At 58.9% G+C, this 19,036-nt stretch carries 17 protein-coding genes; 6 read left to right on the top strand and 11 right to left on the bottom strand.

From position 1 onward, the window contains the following. Positions 1 to 55: 55 nt before the first annotated feature. From exaC to AC1RQI_RS08995, 4 genes are all read right to left on the bottom strand, one after another. Positions 56 to 1,576, bottom strand: coding sequence for an acetaldehyde dehydrogenase ExaC (gene exaC, locus AC1RQI_RS08980; protein WP_481904486.1), 1,521 nt, complete (start codon positions 1,574 to 1,576; stop codon positions 56 to 58). A gap of 136 nt (positions 1,577 to 1,712) precedes the next feature. Then, complete coding sequence (eat, locus tag AC1RQI_RS08985) at positions 1,713 to 3,140, bottom strand: ethanolamine permease (protein ID WP_416634783.1); 1,428 nt, start codon at positions 3,138 to 3,140, stop codon at positions 1,713 to 1,715. A 33-nt stretch (positions 3,141 to 3,173) separates the two neighbouring features. After that, positions 3,174 to 4,064, bottom strand: coding sequence for an ethanolamine ammonia-lyase subunit EutC (gene eutC, locus AC1RQI_RS08990; protein ID WP_481904487.1), 891 nt, complete (start codon positions 4,062 to 4,064; stop codon positions 3,174 to 3,176). After that, on the bottom strand, positions 4,057 to 5,469 hold the full coding sequence (locus tag AC1RQI_RS08995) for an ethanolamine ammonia-lyase subunit EutB (protein WP_481904488.1): 1,413 nt from the start codon (positions 5,467 to 5,469) through the stop codon (positions 4,057 to 4,059). Before AC1RQI_RS08995 ends, eutC begins: the two co-directional genes overlap by 8 nt. A gap of 187 nt (positions 5,470 to 5,656) precedes the next feature. Between AC1RQI_RS08995 and AC1RQI_RS09000 the strand changes: the two genes are divergently transcribed. Then, entirely contained in the window at positions 5,657 to 6,622 is a 966-nt protein-coding gene (locus AC1RQI_RS09000; RefSeq protein ID WP_481904489.1) for a helix-turn-helix domain-containing protein, read from the top strand. Between the two features lie 113 nt (positions 6,623 to 6,735). On the opposite strand, the gene AC1RQI_RS09005 is transcribed toward AC1RQI_RS09000, so the two are convergent. The 3 genes from AC1RQI_RS09005 to AC1RQI_RS09015 form a co-directional block, all read right to left on the bottom strand. Beyond that, the gene (locus tag AC1RQI_RS09005; RefSeq protein WP_481904490.1) at positions 6,736 to 7,491 is read right to left on the bottom strand and encodes a substrate-binding periplasmic protein; all 756 of its coding nucleotides are present in this window, start codon (positions 7,489 to 7,491) and stop codon (positions 6,736 to 6,738) included. Between the two features lie 275 nt (positions 7,492 to 7,766). After that, complete coding sequence (locus AC1RQI_RS09010; RefSeq protein ID WP_481904491.1) at positions 7,767 to 8,522, bottom strand: substrate-binding periplasmic protein; 756 nt, start codon at positions 8,520 to 8,522, stop codon at positions 7,767 to 7,769. Between the two features lie 196 nt (positions 8,523 to 8,718). Further along, positions 8,719 to 9,894 carry a dipeptidase gene (locus AC1RQI_RS09015; protein ID WP_481904492.1) on the bottom strand — a complete coding sequence of 392 codons (1,176 nt, stop codon included), beginning with the start codon at positions 9,892 to 9,894 and terminating at the stop codon, positions 8,719 to 8,721. 233 nt (positions 9,895 to 10,127) lie between these two features. On the opposite strand from AC1RQI_RS09015, the gene AC1RQI_RS09020 reads away from it, so the two are divergent. From AC1RQI_RS09020 to AC1RQI_RS09035, 4 genes are all read left to right on the top strand, one after another. Continuing rightward, positions 10,128 to 10,487 carry a hypothetical protein gene (locus AC1RQI_RS09020; RefSeq protein WP_481904493.1) on the top strand — a complete coding sequence of 120 codons (360 nt, stop codon included), beginning with the start codon at positions 10,128 to 10,130 and terminating at the stop codon, positions 10,485 to 10,487. Positions 10,488 to 10,574: 87 nt separating this feature from the next. Beyond that, entirely contained in the window at positions 10,575 to 11,537 is a 963-nt protein-coding gene (locus tag AC1RQI_RS09025; RefSeq protein WP_481904494.1) for a hypothetical protein, read from the top strand. A 12-nt stretch (positions 11,538 to 11,549) separates the two neighbouring features. Then, positions 11,550 to 12,083 (top strand): GTP-binding protein, encoded by a 534-nt coding sequence (locus tag AC1RQI_RS09030; RefSeq protein ID WP_481904495.1) that lies wholly within the window; start codon positions 11,550 to 11,552, stop codon positions 12,081 to 12,083. An 18-nt stretch (positions 12,084 to 12,101) separates the two neighbouring features. Next, positions 12,102 to 12,491, top strand: a complete 390-nt coding sequence (locus AC1RQI_RS09035) for a roadblock/LC7 domain-containing protein (protein ID WP_416634775.1) — start codon at positions 12,102 to 12,104, stop codon at positions 12,489 to 12,491. A gap of 66 nt (positions 12,492 to 12,557) precedes the next feature. Here AC1RQI_RS09035 and AC1RQI_RS09040 read toward each other — a convergent pair whose 3' ends face one another. The 3 genes from AC1RQI_RS09040 to AC1RQI_RS09050 are packed head-to-tail and all read right to left on the bottom strand — an operon-like array spanning position 12,558 to position 16,263. Then, positions 12,558 to 14,732 (bottom strand): AMP-binding protein, encoded by a 2,175-nt coding sequence (locus AC1RQI_RS09040; RefSeq protein ID WP_481904496.1) that lies wholly within the window; start codon positions 14,730 to 14,732, stop codon positions 12,558 to 12,560. Continuing rightward, complete coding sequence (locus tag AC1RQI_RS09045) at positions 14,732 to 15,283, bottom strand: CPBP family glutamic-type intramembrane protease (protein ID WP_481904497.1); 552 nt, start codon at positions 15,281 to 15,283, stop codon at positions 14,732 to 14,734. The genes AC1RQI_RS09040 and AC1RQI_RS09045 overlap by 1 nt, the downstream gene beginning before the upstream one ends. Next, a complete protein-coding gene (locus AC1RQI_RS09050) occupies positions 15,280 to 16,263 on the bottom strand; it encodes an ATP adenylyltransferase family protein (RefSeq protein WP_481904498.1) in 984 nt (327 codons plus the stop codon). Before AC1RQI_RS09050 ends, AC1RQI_RS09045 begins: the two co-directional genes overlap by 4 nt. 400 nt (positions 16,264 to 16,663) lie before the next feature. On the opposite strand from AC1RQI_RS09050, the gene AC1RQI_RS09055 reads away from it, so the two are divergent. After that, positions 16,664 to 17,947 (top strand): HD-GYP domain-containing protein, encoded by a 1,284-nt coding sequence (locus AC1RQI_RS09055; protein ID WP_481904499.1) that lies wholly within the window; start codon positions 16,664 to 16,666, stop codon positions 17,945 to 17,947. A 22-nt stretch (positions 17,948 to 17,969) separates the two neighbouring features. Here the strand turns inward: AC1RQI_RS09055 and AC1RQI_RS09060 are convergent, their stop codons facing one another. After that, on the bottom strand, positions 17,970 to 19,028 hold the full coding sequence (locus tag AC1RQI_RS09060; protein WP_481904500.1) for a protein-glutamate methylesterase/protein-glutamine glutaminase: 1,059 nt from the start codon (positions 19,026 to 19,028) through the stop codon (positions 17,970 to 17,972). Positions 19,029 to 19,036 lie beyond the last annotated feature (8 nt).

The following is a 19,036-nucleotide window of genomic DNA, read 5'->3' on the forward strand; positions in this document are numbered from 1 at the left end:
CTGACTGGGGAGGTAAGGCCCCTGGAAGCACCAGGAGCCATAAAGGGGAGGGGCCTTAGAAAAAGCCCATGGGATCCGTATCGTAACTCACCAGCAGGTTTTTGGTTTGCTGGTAATGGTCCAGTGTCATCCTGTGGTTCTCACGGCCTACACCGGACTTCTTGTAGCCACCAAAGGCGGCGTGAGCCGGATACTGGTGGTAACAGTTGGTCCAGACACGCCCGGCCTGAATGGCGCGCCCCATGCGATACGCACGGTTGATGTCCCGGGTCCAGAGGCCCGCGCCCAGGCCAAATTCGGTATCATTGGCAATCGCGAGAGCCTCTTCCTCGTCCTTGAAGGTGGTGACACCGACGACCGGTCCAAAGATTTCCTCCTGGAAGGTGCGCATGTGATTGCTGCCCTTGAGCAGGGTGGGCTGGATGTAGAAACCGTTGGCGTATTCGCCTTCCAGCTCTTCATGCCAGCCACCGGTGAGCACTTCAGCGCCTTCCTGCTTGCCGATCTCGAGATAGGACATGATCTGGTCAAACTGTTCGCGACTGACCTGCGCGCCGACCTGTACGTCCATATCCAGCGGATTGCCCCGTTTGATGTTCCTGACGCGCTCGATCACCTTCGCCATGAACTCGTCATACATGTCTTCCTGAACAAGGGCCCGTGACGGACAGGTGCAGACCTCGCCCTGGTTAAAGAAGGCCAGTGCGAGACCTTCCACACACTTGTCGATGAACTCGGGTTCGGCATTCATCACATCGCTGAAATAGATGTTCGGAGACTTGCCGCCCAGCTCGACGGTGGATGGAATGATGTTCTCCGCGGCGGCCTTCATGATGTGGGCACCCACCGGCGTGGATCCGGTAAAGGCGATCTTGGCGATGCGCGGGCTCGTGGCCAGTGCCTGGCCGGCCTCGGAGCCGTAGCCGTTGACGATGTTGAGCACGCCTGGGGGCAACAGGTCAGCAATGAGTTCCATCAGGATCAATATGCTGGCCGGTGTTTGTTCAGCCGGTTTCAGAACGGTGCAGTTGCCTGCGGCCAGGCAGGGCGCCAGTTTCCAGGCGGCCATCAGCAACGGAAAATTCCAGGGGATGATCTGGCCGACCACACCGAGCGGTTCATGGTAATGGTAGGCCACCGTCTTCGCGTCGATGGCGCTGGAGGTGTCTTCTTGGGCGCGGATGCAGCCAGCAAAATAACGGAAGTGGTCCACTGCTAGCGGCAGGTCGGCGTTCAGGGTCTCGCGCACCGCCTTGCCATTGTCCCAGGTCTCGGCCACGGCCAGCTTCTCGGTGTTCTGTTCAATCCGGTCGGCAATCTTCAGAAGCAGGTTTGAACGTTCCGTGGTCGAGGTTTGGCCCCATTGCGGCGCTGCCCTATGGGCGGCGTCCAGAGCCAGGTCAATATCGTCCGCGGTTGAGCGTGGTACCTCACAGATGGTCTTACCGGTCACCGGCGTAATGTTTTCGAAATAGGAGCCCTTAACGGGTGCCGTCCATTCGCCACCAATGTAGTTGTTGTAGCGGGATTGGAAGGAGACGACCGAACCTTGCTCGCCTGGGTTTGTATAGATCATGTGCTTGTCCTTATTGTTTGACGCCGCTGTTCGAGCGGGGCTTTTTGGGAAAATGTCATTCGGGCCTTGCGGGGCTTATGGCCCGAATGACGGTGGTGCACCGACTGCTCTGGGCAACCGGTTGGCGGCCCGGTTCCTAGGAAACCGTACCGCCTGTCAGCTCGCTCGCGAGGTCATGCTCTGCATGCTCAAGGAGTTCGAACTCTTCCTGGGCTGTGCTGGCCACCAGCTGGTTCTTGCTGTACAGGAAGTAATACAGCGCTCCGATGACGTACAGCACCATCGTGTAGTAGAAGGCTTTGGGGTCGAAGGCGTAGACGCCAGTAAAGGCTACCAGTGACAACGCCAGCGCCACCCCTGAGGTGAAGACGCCGCCAGGCGTCCTGTAGGGCCGTGGAAGGTCCGGTTGCTGCACGCGCAGCAGGATGTGACTCAATGCCATGAGCCCATAGGACAGGGTGGCGCCGACCACGGCCATGGCGAGGATGAGATCGCCCTTGCCGCTCAGTGACACCAGAAAGCCCAGAACCCCGGGCACGATCAGGGCCCAATAGGGCGTCTTGCGCTGACCGGTCAGGGAGAGGGTCTTGGGGAGGTAGCCCGCGCGGGAGAGCGCGAAAATCATGCGGCTGTATCCGAAGATGATCGAGAAGAAGGAGGCGATCAGCCCGGCAAGCCCGAGGACGTTGACCACCATTGCCAGCGTTTTGTTACCCGTGGCCTGGAGGGCGTGTACAAGAGGCACACCGCTGTCGCCGATCATGTCGGCCCCGGCCGCGCCCGCCAGAAGGAAGACTACGAGAAGGGCAGTGAACACCAGGAACCCCATGGCCCCAATGATGCCCTTGGGCACATCCTTGGCCGGGTTCTTGGCCTCCTCGGCCCCCAACGGCACGCCTTCCACAGCGAGGAACAGCCACATGGCGAACGGAAGTGCCGCCCAGACGCCATACCAGCCGAATGGAAGGAAGCTGGAGGCGCCGGTGGCATCAGTGGCGGCAATATTGAACAGGTTGGCGGTATCAAAATCGCCCACCAGTGCCACGGCCGTGGCAAGAATCGCGAAAACCGCCAGGCCACTGATGGCCATCATGACCTTCAGGGCCTCACCGACACCAATAATGTGGATGGCAATGAAGACCCCGTAGAAGGCGGCATAAACCCAGGGCCCGTTTAGCCCCAGCAGTTCCTCCACAGCGGAGCCAATGAAGATGACGATGGCCGCCGGGGCCAGCGCGTATTCAATCAGAACCGCAAGGCCGGTTAGGTAACCACCGGCGGGGCCCATGACTTGCCGGGCAAAGCTGTAGCCGCCGCCAGCGGTGGGGATGGCCGCCGACATCTCGGCCAGTGATAGCACCAGGGTAAAGTACATGGTACCCATGAGAACCGCCGCAATGGCGTAACCGCCCCAGCCCGCCTGGCCGATACCGAAGTTCCAGCCGGCAAAGTCACCGGAGATAACGTACGACACGCCCAGCCCCGCCAGAAGGATCCATCCGGCGCTGCCGCGCTTGAGCTGGCGTTGGGCCAGGTATTCCTGATCAACCGATTCTTCAGACATCTTTCATACCTCTTGTTGTTATTCGGGACGTAATTAGGAAACTAGGAAATTCCTGGATCCTGCTTTATGCTCTATAACGTCATCGTCGGTCCTCTCCTTCAGCTGGACGCCACTCAGTTGTCGATGGAAAGACTCGTGCAGAAGGTGCAGAACCCTGCTGCTGGCTTCCGCGTATTGAAGACCGGCCGGCCGGACGTTGGAGACACAGTTCCGGTCGGCATCGGTCAATCCCTTGCAGGGGCCCCAGGTCATGTAGAGCCCGAGGCTGTCTGGGCTGCTCAGTCCCGGGCGCTCACCAATGAGCACCAGGACCGCGCTGGCATTCAGTAGCTCTCCAACGTCATCGCCGATCGCTACCCGTCCCTGTTGGACCACGGTCAGGGGGGCCAGTTGCCAGTCACGGTGCTCGTCCGCTTCAAACGCGGCGAACAGTGTTTGCAGCAACGGTGGCGCGTGGGTCTGTACTGCCAGGGCCGAGAGCCCGTCGACCATGACAATCGCCAGGTCTGAGGCGGTTGCGGGCTGACCAGCCTGTTGCTCCAGCTGGTGCCTGGACTCGGAAGACAGGACGCGGCCCAGGTCAGGGCGTTGCACATAGGTCATCCGGTCGGCGGCTTGGGTGTGCAACCGCAGGGGCGATTCTGTGGTGAAAGGCGATTCAATCGCCTGAACCTGCTCACAGAGCGCTTCCACGTCCAGCGGCCAGTGAACGGCATCCCGCGCCTGGGCATGGGCCATCTGGAACGCCAGAAGCTGGTGCGTTGGCAGGCTTACCCCGGTACAGCCCAGGCCGATGCGGGCATCGGTGAACGCCCGCAGACGATCCCAGGGGCTGTCGGCACCGTTCCCTGTTGCGGTTTCCGGGATGGCGGCCCTGTCCCCGTCCTCAGGGCGTGTGTTGGGAAAACGATTGTCTTCAGCCATTTGAGGTCACTCCTGGAACATTGCCCAATGAGCGTGCGAACTGTTCCGGTATCCGGTCGTTCAGGCGTGGGCCGCTGGCATCCGTGACGATGCCCATCTGCGTGAGCCAGCGCTCGAATTCAGGGGCGGGGCGGAGACCAAGAACCCGACGGGCGTAGAGCGCGTCGTGGAATGAGGTGGTCTGGTAATTGAGCATGATGTCGTCGGAACCGGGGATTCCCATGATGAAGGTACAGCCGGCTACACCCAGCAGGGTCAGCAGGTTGTCCATGTCGTCCTGGTCGGCCTCGGCGTGGTTGGTGTAGCACACGTCGCACCCCATGGGGACGCCCAGAAGCTTGCCGCAGAAGTGGTCCTCAAGCCCCGCCCGGATGATCTCCTTACCATCGAACAGGTATTCGGGCCCGATGAAACCAACCACGGTGTTCACGAGCAGCGGATTGAACCTGCGGGCCACGGCATAGGCGCGCGCTTCGCATGTCTGCTGGTCCAGGCCGTGGTGGGCATTGGCGGAAAGACAGCTGCCTTGCCCGGTCTCGAAGTACATCACGTTGTTGCCAACGGTGCCGCGGTTGAGTGACAGCGCGGCGTCCTGCGCTTCCGCCAGCGTGTTCAGGTTGAATCCAAAACTGCTGTTGATCGCTTCCGTCCCCCCGATGGACTGGAAGACCAGGTCAACCGGCGCCCCTTGCTCTATGGCTTCGAGGGTGTTGGTGACGTGGGTCAGTACACAGGATTGGGTGGGGATCTGGTATTTCTGGATCACCTCATCCATCAGCTGCATGAGCTTGACAGACTGGGGGACGCTGTCCCGCGCCGGGTTAATACCGATGACCGCATCCCCGCTGCCGTACAGTAGTCCGTCCAGAATGCTTGCGGCTATCCCTGTGGCGTCATCGGTGGGGTGGTTGGGTTGCAGCCGGGTTGAAAGCTGGCCCGGCAAGCCGATGGTGTTCCGGAATGCCGTCTGGGTCTGGCACTTGCTGGCAACCATGATCAGGTCCTGGTTGCGCATCACCTTGCTGACTGCAGCTGCCATCTCGGGCGTGATGCCGGGCCGTATGGAGGCGAGGACCTCGGGCGTTGCCTGGTCGCTGAGCAGCCAGTTGCGGAAGTCCCCCACCGTCAGGTGTGAAATGGGGCCAAAGGCCTGGGGATCATGGTCATCAATGATCAGCCGGGTTACCTCGTCGTCCTCGTAGGGGATCAACAGGTCTTCAAGGAAAGTCTTGAGCGGCACCTCGGACAGCAGCATCTGGGCGACGACGCGTTCCTCGGCTGTCAGTGCGATCACTCCCGCCAAGCGATCCCCGGAACGGGCCGGGGTTGCTTTCGCCATTAATTCCGCCAGTCCTGTGAACTGGTAGGTCCTGCTTCCCAAGGTAGTGCTGTAGGTCTTGTCCATTGTTTGCTCCCCTTTGGGTCTCAAACTGGTTGCCCTTTCAAATGACTTTAATCAGGTGCGGAGTGGGGGTGGTATCAAGATTTGGCAAAGTGATTGAGTGGGGAATAAAGCTTGCATGCTTCCCTGGGGGACTCTGCTATGTTTAATGGGGCTGCGGCCTCTCGGCCAGAACAAGGAGGCATTTACCGTGTTGACGCATCCCAGCAACGAGGCGGAAACGCCGGGCCCATGCACCACGCTGGCTCATGATGCGGACAGGCATGCGCGCAACCTGACCCATTGGCGCCAGGAATACGACCAGATCAGCTGTGGCCACTTCTATGGTCGCCTGGATGAGCTTGCGTTGCCGCAGGTTCAGGTGTTCAAGGAGCACACCAGTCAGGCATTGCGCCAGCAGTGCACTGTCTGGCCCAGTGGGCTCTGGTTGGGCATTCCGGCATTGCAGGGAGAGGAGTGCAGCCGGATCAACGGGCTTGCCATCGACAGTAACGACATCTTTTGTCGCCCCGGCGGCTGTGATTTTGAGCTGGTAACCCCCGTGGGGTTTGACATCTTCGGCATCGTCATTGACCAGCAGGCGCTGAACCGCACGGCGGCGATTCAGGGCATCAAACTCGGGGATACGCCCGAGCAGGAGTACCCCCGCCTGGCCGTGCCCGCCACAACCCTGGCCACGGTGCGAACACTGCTTGAGCAGATCCTGGACCACAGGTCTCCGCCCATTTCACCGCAACTCCAGCAGGAAATGGTCATACTGGCGCTCTTGGAATTGTTGCATGAGCGAACCCCTAACCAGCGGGCGGTGCCCAGCTATCGCCACCGCAAGTTCGTGGTGAACCGGGTCAAGGAATACATCAACGCGCATAATGATGCGCCGATCACCATGACCGACCTGTGCGAACTCACGAACGTGAGCCGCCGGACATTACAGTACAGCTTTGAATCCATTGTGGGGATCAGCCCGATGCAGTTCCTGCGCCTGACCCGTCTTAACCGGGTTCGGCGTGCCCTGTTGTTCGAGCCCGGCGCTTCTATTGCCGAAACCGCCGCGTATTGGGGGTTCTGGCACGGAGGGCAGTTTGCGAAGGACTATAAGCAGCTTTTTGGGGAGACCCCCTCAGAAACCAGGGAGAAGGCTCGGGGAGCCGATTAGGAAAGAGGGGCTGCCATTCCCTGCGCCTGCCGGAATCGCGGCAGGCGGGGAGGAGGCCGTGGGTGCGCCTCGGGCAGAGGGTAAGCCACGCCAGTTATCTTTGCGCCAGAGAGCTAGAACTGGTCCGAGTATTTGTCTTTCAGGTCCTCAACCCGTCCCTCAGCCCGGAGCTCATCCAGGGCGCTTTGCAGTTTCGAAACCACCGAATCCGGGGTGCGTTTGTTCAGTGCAAAACACAGGTTGGTCACATTCAGCGTGTAAACGGGCTTATACTGCGAGGCATCGCAGTCACTGTTTTCACAGGTGGAAGTAAGGTTATCCATGCTGGTCGCATAGAGGTCAATCCGGCCTTGCTTCAGTTTGGCCAGGTTGTCGTATTCATTGCCGTATGACAGCCGACTTTGCTTGACGCCGGCCTTTTTGAGCAGTTGCTCGCCCACGTCCGACTTGATCGCGCCGATCCGGTAATCGTTCAGTTCGTCGTCGCTGCTGATGCTGATGTTTTTGGATTTGACGGTAACAAGCTCGGTCTTGAATTGATCAATCGGGCACACCCACTTGAACTGGTCCTCCCGCTCATTGGTGCGGGCGGCGGAGAACAACAGTCCATTGCGGCGTTTCTTGACGGTATCATACGCATTTTCCCAAGCCACCAGGTGGAAGTCCTTGCGGGTCTGGTCGGAGCCGGCGCGATCCAGCATCGCTTCAAGCAAGTCCACGCTGACACCTTTCAGCTTGGCGGGCATCGAGTCCTGATCGAGGAAGTTATATGGTTTGTAGTGCTCGGTATAGATCTTGAGTTCCGGTAACGAAGCCGCTACCGCCGGAATGGCCATCACCATCAGGGCGAAGGCGATCAGGTGCCTCATTATGCGCTCTCCTTTCTTGTCTGTTTGACGCCCGCTAACAACTTTCAACACGTCCTCCCTACGGAGATGCGTTGATTCAGGGAGACACGCTATCCCCCATCGTGGTTTCCCTTATTGATTATTACACAAAATGGTCTGATTTCGATGTGTTGCCAGCAGTGGTGGTGCCGGAAGCAGGCTGGGGCAGTCCGCCATCCAGCCCCTCACCGTTGGCGATGGTGGAGCTGGATGCGTTTGAGTGGGGCAGGAGAGGTTGCTGTCAGTCCGAGGCGTGACTAGAATCGATCCGAATACTTATCCTTGAGCTCCTCGACGCGCCCCTCGGAGCGCAGTTCATCCAGTGCGGCCTGCAGTTGCGAGACGACTGAGTCCGGGGTGGCCTTGTTCAGGGCATAGCAAAGGTCGGTTACGTTCAGGGTGTAGACTGGTTCAAACTGCGATGCTGTGCAGTCCCGGTCCTGACAGCTTGATTCAACGTTGTCCATGCTGACCACATAGAGGTCGATACGGCCTTCCATGAGCCGGGTCAGGTTGTTGTATTCATTGCCATAAGACAGCCTGGAGTCATGAACACCGGCTTTCTTGAGCAACTGCTCGCCCACATCGCCCTTGATGGTCCCGATTCTGTAGTCGTTCAGATCCTTGTCGTTGTTGATGCTGATGTTTTCGGATTTGAGCGCTACGAGCTGCGTTTTCAGCTTATCAATGGGGCAGACCCACTTGAACATATCCTCCCGCTTCTCGGTTCGAGCAAGAGAGAACACGAGGCTGTTCCGCTGCTCTTTAGCGGCCTTGATGCCATGTTCCAGTGCTACGATCCGGAATGATGCCTTGGTCTGATCCGATCCGGCGCGTGCGAGCATCGCCTCAAGCAGGTCCACACCAACCCCTTTGAGCTCTGCGGGCGGATTGGACTGATCAATGAAATTATACGGCTCGTAATGTTCAGTGTAGATTTGTAGCTTGGGTAGTGGATCCGCCACTGCCGAAATGGCCGTGACCATCAGGGCGAAGGCGATCAGGCGCCGCATTATACGCTCTCCTTTAGTGACAATGACTTTGTTTCGGCTGCCAAACCAGTGGGCACATGGCCCAGTAGCGTACGACAACTGACCCCTTCGGTGTGTACTGTGTTGTAACATTATGAAAGGAGGCACTGGGCTCTCAGGTGATAACACCGCTGCAGTGCTCGCAGGAGCGCAAAAGCCTCATGCTCATACGGTTCCATCAATCCCCGGCCCGCGGCAGGTTGGCATGCAGAAAGCGGAGGGTGTTGCCGCCCATGACCTTGCGGATCACCTCCCGGGTAAACCCCTGTGAACGCATGGTGTCAGTCAGCACCGCCAGTTTGGAGGCATCAAAGCCGACTTTTACCGCCCCGTCGTAGTCGGAGCCAAGCGCGACATGATCCGCTCCGAGCAGGTCGATGGCATAGCGGATGGTGGCGACCACATCCTCGGGCCGGGAGCCGCATACCGCGCCCTCCCAGTAACCGATACCGATCACGCCCCCGTTGGCGGCGATTCGACGCATCAGGTCATCCGAAATATTGCGGGGCGAATTGCAGGCACCCTGCATCCCGGTATGGGATAAAACGACGGGCCCGTCGACCAGATCCAGCACGTTCGCCACGACGGCAGGGGAGGAATGCACAACGTCAATGATGCCCCCGCGGGCATCAATGGCTCGGACCACCTCACGCCCGAAGGCGGTGAGCCCGCCTTTGTTGATCCCGTGCAGCGACCCGCCCAGGGCATTGTCGAAAAAGTGCTGCAAACCGAACACGCGGTAGCCCGCCTCCCACAGCTCATCGAGTCGGCTCAGTTCGCCCTCGAGCGCGTGCAGACCCTCGATTCCCAGCAGGCCGATCACCAGCTTGCCATTTTGGCGTCTTCGCCGCTCCAGGGCGGTTTCCAGGCTTTGGGCATTGGTCACGACACTCAGGTCCCCAGGGGCCCGCTCCGCAAAACCATGCAGCCGTTCGGCCTGGTACAACGCCCGCTCGGTGAGGTCAAACCAGGTGCGCGGCGGCCAGAGCTGCACCATCGTCAGTGGCGTGATCCGATCGTAACCGCCTGTGTTGGACTCATAGTTCTGACCGGCGGGTGATTTGGTGACGGCAGTGAATACCTGGACAGCCACATTGCCGGAGCGCAGGCGGGGGATATCCACGTGGCCGCGTTCACTGCGCGCGAGCAGGTCACGGTTCCACAACAATGAGTCGGCATGCCAGTCGGCGATGGTCAGCCTGGCGTGGTGTTGGGCCGCTGCCGGCGTAACGGTGTGAGGTGAGTGCGGAGCAATCCGGTTCTGGCTGCGTTCCACCAAACCTGGTGCCACTGCCGCAGTTGCAAGTGCCAGCACAGCGATAAGGGCAAGGCTGACAGCGAATCCCGATTTCATGGGCATCTGTTTCCCTTTGGGCGGAGGAACAAACGTTTTATCGACAAATGTTGTATTTTGTCAAAAGCGCTTACAGTTTGACATCTGCGTGAGCTTGTAATGCTCATAAGTCGTTTCTAGATTGAAAGAACGGTGGTGGTGACCGGCTTCCGTGGGTTTCAGGCCCTGCTGTCTTAGCACGATGGCGCCATCGGATAGGCATACAATCAGTCAGTGTTTAAGGAGCTAGTGAAATGGCTACAGATCTGTCAGGACTGAAGGAAATTGATGGACTAATTGGTGGTTGCTTGGTCGACAGTGATTCCGGGCTGGTGCTTGGCAAGCAGGGGGAAAGCAATTTTGATCTGGATACCGCCGCTGCTGGCAATACAGAGGTCATTCGGGCCAAGCGCAAGACCATGAGGGCGCTCAAGATTGAAGGTGACATAGAGGATATTCTGATAACGCTCAGTCATCAGTACCACTTGATCCGTCTTCTTGAGAGCAATGAGGCTATTTTCCTCTACGTCGTTCTGGACAAGGAAAAGGGCAACCTTGGTATGGCCCGTATGGTACTGAAGCAAGTGGAGCAGACACTGGATCTATCCACCTAGCGCATCATGCTGGCGGGGATCGGAGTCTCGTGCCTCTTGATGGAAAAAGGGGGCGGGCTCCATGGCAAAACCTTTGAGTGATTGATCGTGAAAAACCTCGCAAGTCTTGGCCTTTCTCCCAAGGATGAGACCGTCCTTAAGGCCCTCGTTGACCTGTCGGGAGCCAGGACCCTTGAGACGTGGGCCTACACAACGCCTGAGCAGGCTGACGTCATCCTTCTGGATGGTGACAACGCCGAAGCAGTGACCGTCTGGGAGCGTCGGTATTCGCAGACCGGCCCCCGGACGATTCTCTATACCAGTGGCGAGACGTCTCTGCCCGTTCCGCAGCATTTATTGAAGCCGTTGCGGGCCGCTGATCTGATCGCTCAGCTCAATGCCGTAGGGGAGCCCTCTGAAGCGCAGACTGCCGCCTCCAGCGAGCCTCGTAAAGCGGCAACGGGAAAGGAGCCCTCGTTGGCCCAGATTGTTGTTGATACCACTGAAGGTTATTTGACGATTTCTTTCGGCGATCACTGGCTCATACTGAGTCGTGAGCATCAAGCCTGCGTGATGAGCCATTCGAGCACCCAGCTGGTCGAAAGCCTGGGGGCTCAGAGTGGGGCGATCACGGTCTTTCATAGCCTTGAGCGACCCGAAGGCGCGCATTCGGATGAGGCTTGGCAGAGTGACTGGGGCATGCTCGGCTGGTTGGGGGTCCGGGCGTCTAACGGGCAATTGCTACGCCATCTTGAGAAGGAAGAGCGGCTCAGACTGAGTCGTTGGCCGCCGTTGTCGCTGATGAAAGATAATCCCGCGTTGATGAGTCTTTCCGCTTTGCTGAGTGGCCACACTGGGGCTTCGGTTAAAGAGGTTCGGGAGCGCCTGGCACTCCCTGAATCCCAGATCGTGGGTTTTGTGAACGCAGCGGAGCTTTGCGGTGTGCTCATTCGGTTGAGCGGTGATCACGCCGCCAACGGCCAGACCGACGATGGACCAAAGGGGCCAGCCACCAAAGGTCTGCTGGCGAAACTGCGCTCTCGGCTGAGAATCGGAACACAAACCGGTTAGAGGATACCGTCTGTGTCACAGCTCAAGTTCATTATTACAGGGAGTCCGGGAGCGGGGAAAACGACCGCTATCGGGGCGATCAGTGAAACGCCTCCCGTGCGTACCGATGAAGCTACCACCGATAGTCTGGCATCAAGCAAGAGCGAGACGACGGTTGCCATGGATTTCGGTGAGCTGACACTCGAGGGGGGTGAAAAGGTCTTTCTTTATGGTACCCCAGGCCAGCGGCGTTTTGAGTTTATGTGGAAGATCATCACCCATGGTGGGCTGGGGCTGATCCTGCTGGTTGACTGCTCACGGGAAGACCCGTTGGCTGATATGGACATGTACCTTGAGAACTTCGCGGCTTTTATCGAGCAAACGAGCGTGGTTGTTGGGGTAACGCGTAGTAATGCAGTCAATGCGCCCCCTCTGGAGGCCTTTTATGAGCGATTCCAGGATCACGCCCGCCTGTTTCCTATCCTGGAGGTTGATCCGCGTGAGGCGGAGGACGTCAGCCTGTTAATCAACGCACTCATCGCGTCACTGGAATTCACTGCCACTTGAATAGAAAAGGAATCCGTCATGAGTGAAATAGAAATTGGCCAGACCGGGGAAGCGCTCTGCCGCAAGGTGTTTGGTGAAATGATGGCCAAGAGCGACGCGGTTTACGGCGTTCTGGTTTCCTCCGTGGACGGCCATGATGTGGTCCATAGTTTCAAGTCGGATCTGGCCAGCGAAAAGCTTTCCGCGATGCTGGGCTCAATGCTTGCGCTCGGCCAGAACATCGCCGAGGAGGCTGACCAGAAACGGTGTCAGTTCGTCATTGTTGAGAACAGTGACGGTTACATCCTGACGTTGCGCCTCAAGGAAGAGCTGGTGCTCAGTGTGATTGCCTCCACCGACGCCAATCTGGGCATTCTCCATAGCTTGAGCCGCAATGGCGCTGAAAGGCTGGCCTCCCACCTGAAATAGCGCTGTCAGGGAGCATGCTGCTGGTTGTTGTTGCCATTCGGCCTCGCCCTGGCGGAGGTTCTGCACCTATGTCCTGGGTTGGAGACGGCCAAGACGGTCTGGCTCGTCGCTCATGCTCACAATGGCATTGCGCGCTCGCTGGCGTAGTCGCGTGGCCTCGTGCCAGCTGTTGCCTTCCGGCCAGATCAAGTTGCCCACGACGACCTCAACAGCCCCAGGACGCGGGTTCCAGCGGCTCGCTGGCAGTTTGTTCCGGGTGCCCTTGAGGACGATGGGAAGAATCGGCTCCTGAGCGACCACCGCCGTCAGGAAGGCGCCCATCTGGAAAGGCTGGATGCCTGGAGCCGAATCGAAGGAACCCTCTGGAAAATACAGCAAGCGACGGCCGTGGGCATGCTCTGCAATGCGGCGATAGGCCCGGACCTTGCTTTGGTCGGTTGAGCGATCCACTGTCTCTACGCCAACAAGACGGAACAGCCGACGCAGGAATGCAAAACGTTGCAGCTCCGCCTTGGCCACGAAACGGATTGGCTCCGGCATGACGGCGGCAATAATCAGAACGTCCACATAGCTGGCGTGATTGGCGACCACCACACAGCCCTCGGGTAATGCTGCCAGTTTGTCTCTTCCGTTGAGGTGCAGCCGGGTTCCGGTAAGCCATCCCAGGGCTCTGCCACCCAGGCGCACAACCCGCCAGCGCCAGCGGCGGCGGGGCAGGATATTGACCCCCACCACCGTCAATAATCCTGTTAACCCAAAGGCGAACCAGGCCCAACCGGCATACAGGGCGTTCCGGATCCGCCCCCAGGTCAGTATTCCCGTCCCGTGCCCCACTGGCTGTGGTGTGCGCTGCCTGGCTCGCGCAGTCCCCGCAGTGGTCGCCATGACACGGCTATCCGTCAGGGCATCAAGGGAAATGATCGTTTCGGGCTTAAACCCCCAGTGGGCGAAGCGCTGGGCAAAGCGCTCCATTGGCCCACGGTCCGCCGCCATGGCGCCCTTGAAGGCCACCCGCCAGGAATGAAGGTTGAGCCCTTTGAGGTCGTTGTCGCCCAAGCCCTGCAGACACAGTTCGTAGCCAAAGGCCGGCGAGAGGGAAAGGGTGCCCTGAAAGTGGTGGATGGCCCACAACCAATAGCGGGGCTCGGCCAGGAAGAGCCCGGGGGCCATCACTACCAGCTGCAGGCCGAGCCACAGGCTGGAAAGGCAGGTGCCGATCAGGCCCACCTCATGATGAAGCGGCAGCCAGCTGACAACGACATCATCCTGGTCCAGCCCCAATGGGTCCGTGTAGAGGGCGATTCTGGCAAACAGGTCGGTGTGGCTGAGGCGGATCCCTTCCGGATGCGTCGGACAACCACCAGAGGTGTATAGCAGGAGAGCCGTTTCGTTCCCGCCTGCGCTGGCTACTGGATGCATCAGGGCGTTGCCCCAAAGGTCTTCCGTGGTGACCACCTCTTCCAGGCTCGGTACCAGTGTCTTGAGAAGCCCAGCCAGTTGTTTGACCTCTGGAATCGTGATCATGATCCGGGGCCGGGCGTCGTTCAGCGTGGGCGCCTGGCTTTGAAGATGTTCTTCCAATCGCGTCGCCTGTTCCGGGGAAGGGAGCGGAGCCGGAATGGCGTTGGCGTAAAGGGTGCCGTAAAGGCCGTAGAAAAAGTCGTGCCCGGTCGGCAGCATCAGCGCCACGGTATCCCGCAGCGCCAGGTTATGCTGAAAAAGACCGTTGGCGATTTGCAGGCTGCCATCATGGAGATCGCCAAAGCTTAGCGGGCGGGTATCCTTCTCATTGATCACCCAATGCAAGTAAGTACGTTGAGGATGCATGTGTGCATGCCATAGCAGCGCCTTCTGCAGGGTTGCCACCGGTGGGCGGGTGAAATGCTTGTGGTCGGCGTCCGTTGACGCCGGAGGGACGGCTTCCCCCTGGGGTGTCTGGCTGCGGTTGGATGGCGGTTTGCCGCGTGCCTTGGCGATGGCGTTGAGGATGTCCCGTGGTGTTTGCACCTCATTGAGCAGCGCTTCCGGCAGTTGGATCCCAAAGCGGTGCTCGACGTTCATCAGGAGCTCGGCCCGTGTGAGGCTGTCGAAACCAAGGCCGTTGTCCAGAGGCGTATCCAGGCTGATACCCGCGACTTGAGGGGGAGCTGTCCCGCGCCGGGGAAGGGTCTGGGCGACCACCTGGAGCAGGGCTTCTCCGACAGGCTCCTGGTCAGTCGGCTCGTTGATCTCTGAATCCACTACAACTCCAAAACCAGGTTCCTGCCGCCGAGAAACAGTACCCAGACGGTTACTGTAGCCCAGTGAATGAGAACAGGAGGCCAGATGGACCGGGAAATCACGTAACTGTAACCGCAGGTTGCCCCAAGGGCGGCTACGATCAGGAGAAACCAGGGATCGAGAAAAAGGGGAATGGCCGAATGATTGAACGTGAGTGCGTTGATCGGGTGCCAGGCCACAAACACGATGGTGCTTATGGCCACGGCGCCAGTCGCCTGGCCGGCTCCGGCCTTCCGTATGTTGCGTGGGATCAGAATGCCCCTGAAAAAAGCCTCTTCGAGTAATGAGGGGAAGACCAGTAACGTTAAGGGGAGTATGGGGGCAATCTTTGAATAAAGGATGTCGACGTTCAGTAATCCGGCCCCAAAACCAACGGGGACTGCAAGGATCATGAACACGGGCACCAGTGCCCAGGTTCTGAGGGGCACCCGGAGAGGGGATATCCTGAGACTCTGGCCCAGGTTGGTGCGCAGGTATTCGGTTACCCAGGATCTGATCACAACCGGGTTCATTCGTGCGACCTTTGAGGTTGGGTGTGGCTATCGCTGCTTGTGGTGACTTCAGCCAGAAGGTGGAGTGGGCCCGTTGCTTCGAGTTGGTGGAACATCTCGGCATCGCGCACGAGCAGGGCGCCGGCGAAGCCCAGGGCATTAACCGCGATGCCCTCGTATTGTTCCCGGCTGCGCGGGACCAACCAGAGCCAGTTCTGGGTGGCCAGGAGGTTGTAGGGAATGGGCTGCTCGCTGGTGGTCAGGGGGTATCCCAGTTCTTCCCAAAGCCGATGGTACAGTACCGTTACCTCCGCAGCCGCGTGGTCTGGTGCTCGCCACCAGCCCGGGGGCATGGGGGCTACCGCATGGGCGAAAGGTAATTCGGAGCTTTGGGCCGGTCCGCCGTCACTGGCCGCTCGTTCGAAACAGTGTATAAAGGGAAGCTCGGGCAGGGCTTGCGCGAGCGGCAGGGGGACCACCTGAAGGTGCTTGTGAGGCTGACTGGCACCGGCTTCGGTGCCGCCGTTATAGAAGGCCAGCCCGTCAATGCCGGCCAGCGCGCGCAGCATGGCCCGGAAGTCCGCCTCGTTGAGCAGGTGTGTTTGGGGTTGATACTCGCGCGTGACGACCAGCAGGTGCTGCTCAAGAACGTTGAACTTGTTGAGCAGTGCAACGTGGGAGTCCGTAACCTCGCCGATGTGCAGGTCCGCTTCATAAGGGGGTGCCAAGGGATCATTGGGGGTATGCGCCGAGGGCGACGCCGCTTCCTTTTGTGCGAGCCGTTCCAGCTGGCGCACTGAAAAGCGCAATCCCTGTGCCTCAAGCACCGTTACGGAAGTGGCCAGGGGCACCAGCGCCCCATTCGCCAGGGCAAGGTGGCTTTGACGCCTTACGGCCGGCCAGAGTTGGTCAGGGCTCAGCGACACGGTGCCTCCCTCTGCGGTGGATGAATGGGGGCCGGCATGGGGTTCCGGGTGCCAGGGCATTATAGTCAGTTCCATGGCGATGTGACTCAACCCTGTCCGCCATTATCGACACACAGGGTATCGCGGAGCGCTCAAATGCGTCTTGTTGTAACAGTGTGAAAGCGGATAGGCGACGAGCCCAATACCCTGGGAGCGGAAAAGGTGGGCTATTCAAAGGACTACTGCAATCCCTTGAGGATGAGGTTGTTCCCGGGGTAGCTGGTCTGCTCAAGCAAATCCGGGGGAATCCATTAGACTGGAGGGTGCCGGCGCCCGACGCGACGCCGCTGGCTCCTGGATTCTTGATGGTACCAGTTTTACTGGTTCTCAGGCTGAGACCGTCGAATCGACCAAGGGCCTTGATACCCAGAAAGAGGCACCAGACACAGGCAGCTGTTTCTGCATTGAAAAACCCTTGATGGTGTAGGAACACCCTATGAGTGAACAGCCTGCAAACACAATCCGGATACCGGTAGAGAAACTGCGCATCGGCCTCTATGTTGACGTTGAGCTGTCCTGGAATGAGCATCCCTTTCTTTTCCGTCGATTCAGGATCAAGAACGACCAGCAGATTGAGGTGATTCAGCGCCTGATCACGGAAACAATCCTCGTCTTCCCCAAGAAAAGTATTGTAGGCAAAGAAGGGCTTGAAGGTGTTGAGGCATCCTCTGCCGAAGAGGCGGCGGTAGAAGCGGGGGAGGCAGGGGGTGAGGACGCTCTCTGGTTGAACAAACGGCAACACCTTGAAGATGCCAAGGCGTACCGCAACGAACGCCGGCGGTTGATGAAGGAGTACAAGCAAACGGCAGAGCGCGTCCGGCGGCTGACCCAGGACCTGAACAATGCGCCGGCTAATGCCATGTGGGATGCGGAAAGGATCGTGGACGAGATGGTGAGTCACTTTGAGCAGGGCGAAAGTGTGCTCATGAACCTGGTCAATCTACCTGACGGCGGGTTCAGTACCTATGCGCATTCGCTCAATGTGACGGTGCTGGCGCTGTCCCTGGCTCGTTCGCTGGGGATTCAGGGCGAAGAGCTTCACCATATTGCGACCGGCGCCCTGCTGCATGACTGCGGTAAGATTACGTTACCTGGGGCGATCCTGCACAAGAAGGGCAAGCTAAACCAAGGGGAACAGAGAGTTTATGAAACCCACGCATCCGCCGGCGCCAAGCTCGCGCAGCAGGTGGGCACTCTGGATGAGAGTACGGTCAGTATCATTCAGGACCATCACGAACTGATGGATGGGACGGGGTACCCCCAGGGCAAAACAGGGGACCACTTGAATCGTGCCACCCGTATCGTGGCGATCGCCAATGTTTACGACAACTTCTGTAATCCACGGGAGCTGTCGGACGCAAAAACCCCTAAAGAGGCGATGGCCCTGATGTATCGGGACTGGCGGGGTAAGCTGGACCCCGAGATGCTTGCCCATTTCATCAAGTCGATGGGGGTGTATCCCCCTGGAACCGTTGTCCAGCTTTCCGACGAGAGTATTGCCCTGGTGGTGACGGTCAATCCGGACAACCTTCTCAACCCCAAGGTTTTGCTCTATAACCCGGATATTCCCCGGAACGAAGCCATGATGATTGATCTGGCAATCCATGATGAACTCACGGTTCAGGACGCGCTTAAGCCTAGAGAATATCCCGAGCGCATCTATGAGTATCTGGGCATGAAAGAACGCATTGGCTATTTCTACAGCAAGGGCAATGGATAAGGCTGGGAACAGGCAATGGCCATTAGACCCGGTTGCCGCTGGCTTTCTTCCGGGCCCATTCCACAAGGTGTTCCGGCACCCTGTCCAGGGGGACGATGGCATCCACTACGCCCATATCAATCGCAGCCTTGGGCATACCGTAAACCAGGCTTGTTTCTTCATCCTGGGCAACGGTTACCGCACCGACTGACTTCAGTTTCTGCAGCCCGGCAGCGCCATCCCGGCCCATCCCGGTCAACAGGACTGCCGTGGCATTTTGCCCGGCGCTCTGAGCGAGGCTGAGAAACAGAACGTCCACCGATGGTCGGTGACGGTTCACTGGCGGCTCCTGGGACAGCTGAACCACGTAGTTGGCGCCACTGCGGATGATTTGCATGTGCCAATCCCCAGGGGCGAGATAGGCTCGACCCGGTAGGATGCGTTCGCCATGTTCCGCTTCTTTCACCGTTATGGCGCAAATCCCGTTCAGGCGGGCCGCGAAAGAGCGGGTGAATCCACTCGGCATGTGCTGGGTCATGACAATCGCCGGCATACTCGCGGGAAGCGGTTCCAGGATTGTCTTGAGGGCTTCCGTGCCGCCGGTTGAGGCGCCCAACGCTATGATCTTTTCGGTGCTTGCAAGCGTGGAGAGTTCTTCAATGTCGCCCTTTTTCGGAGGTGTAACCGTCCTCGTGGAGCGTAGCCGCGCCAGGGAGGCACTCTGGATGGCATGGATGATTTCCGTTTCATAATCCGCCAGGCCCGAGCGGATATCCAGCTTGGGCTTGGGTATGAAATCAACCGCGCCCAGTTCCATGGCCCGGAGGGTCGCTTCGGCACCTTTTTCGGTGAGTGTGGATATCATAACGACGGGCGTGGGACGAGCCCGCATCAGCTTCTGCAGAAACGTCAGCCCGTCCATGCGGGGCATTTCGATATCCAGAGTGATGACATCCGGTGCGAGCTGGTTCACCTTGTCCCTTGCCTCGTAGGCATCGCGCGCTGTACCGGCACAGGTCATGCCTTCAGCCTGGTCGATCAAGTGCTTCAAAAACTGTCTGACCATGGCGGAGTCGTCGACCACGAGCACATTGATGGGCATCCATTCAT

It is taken from the genome of Salicola sp. AFF1, from assembly GCF_056783195.1.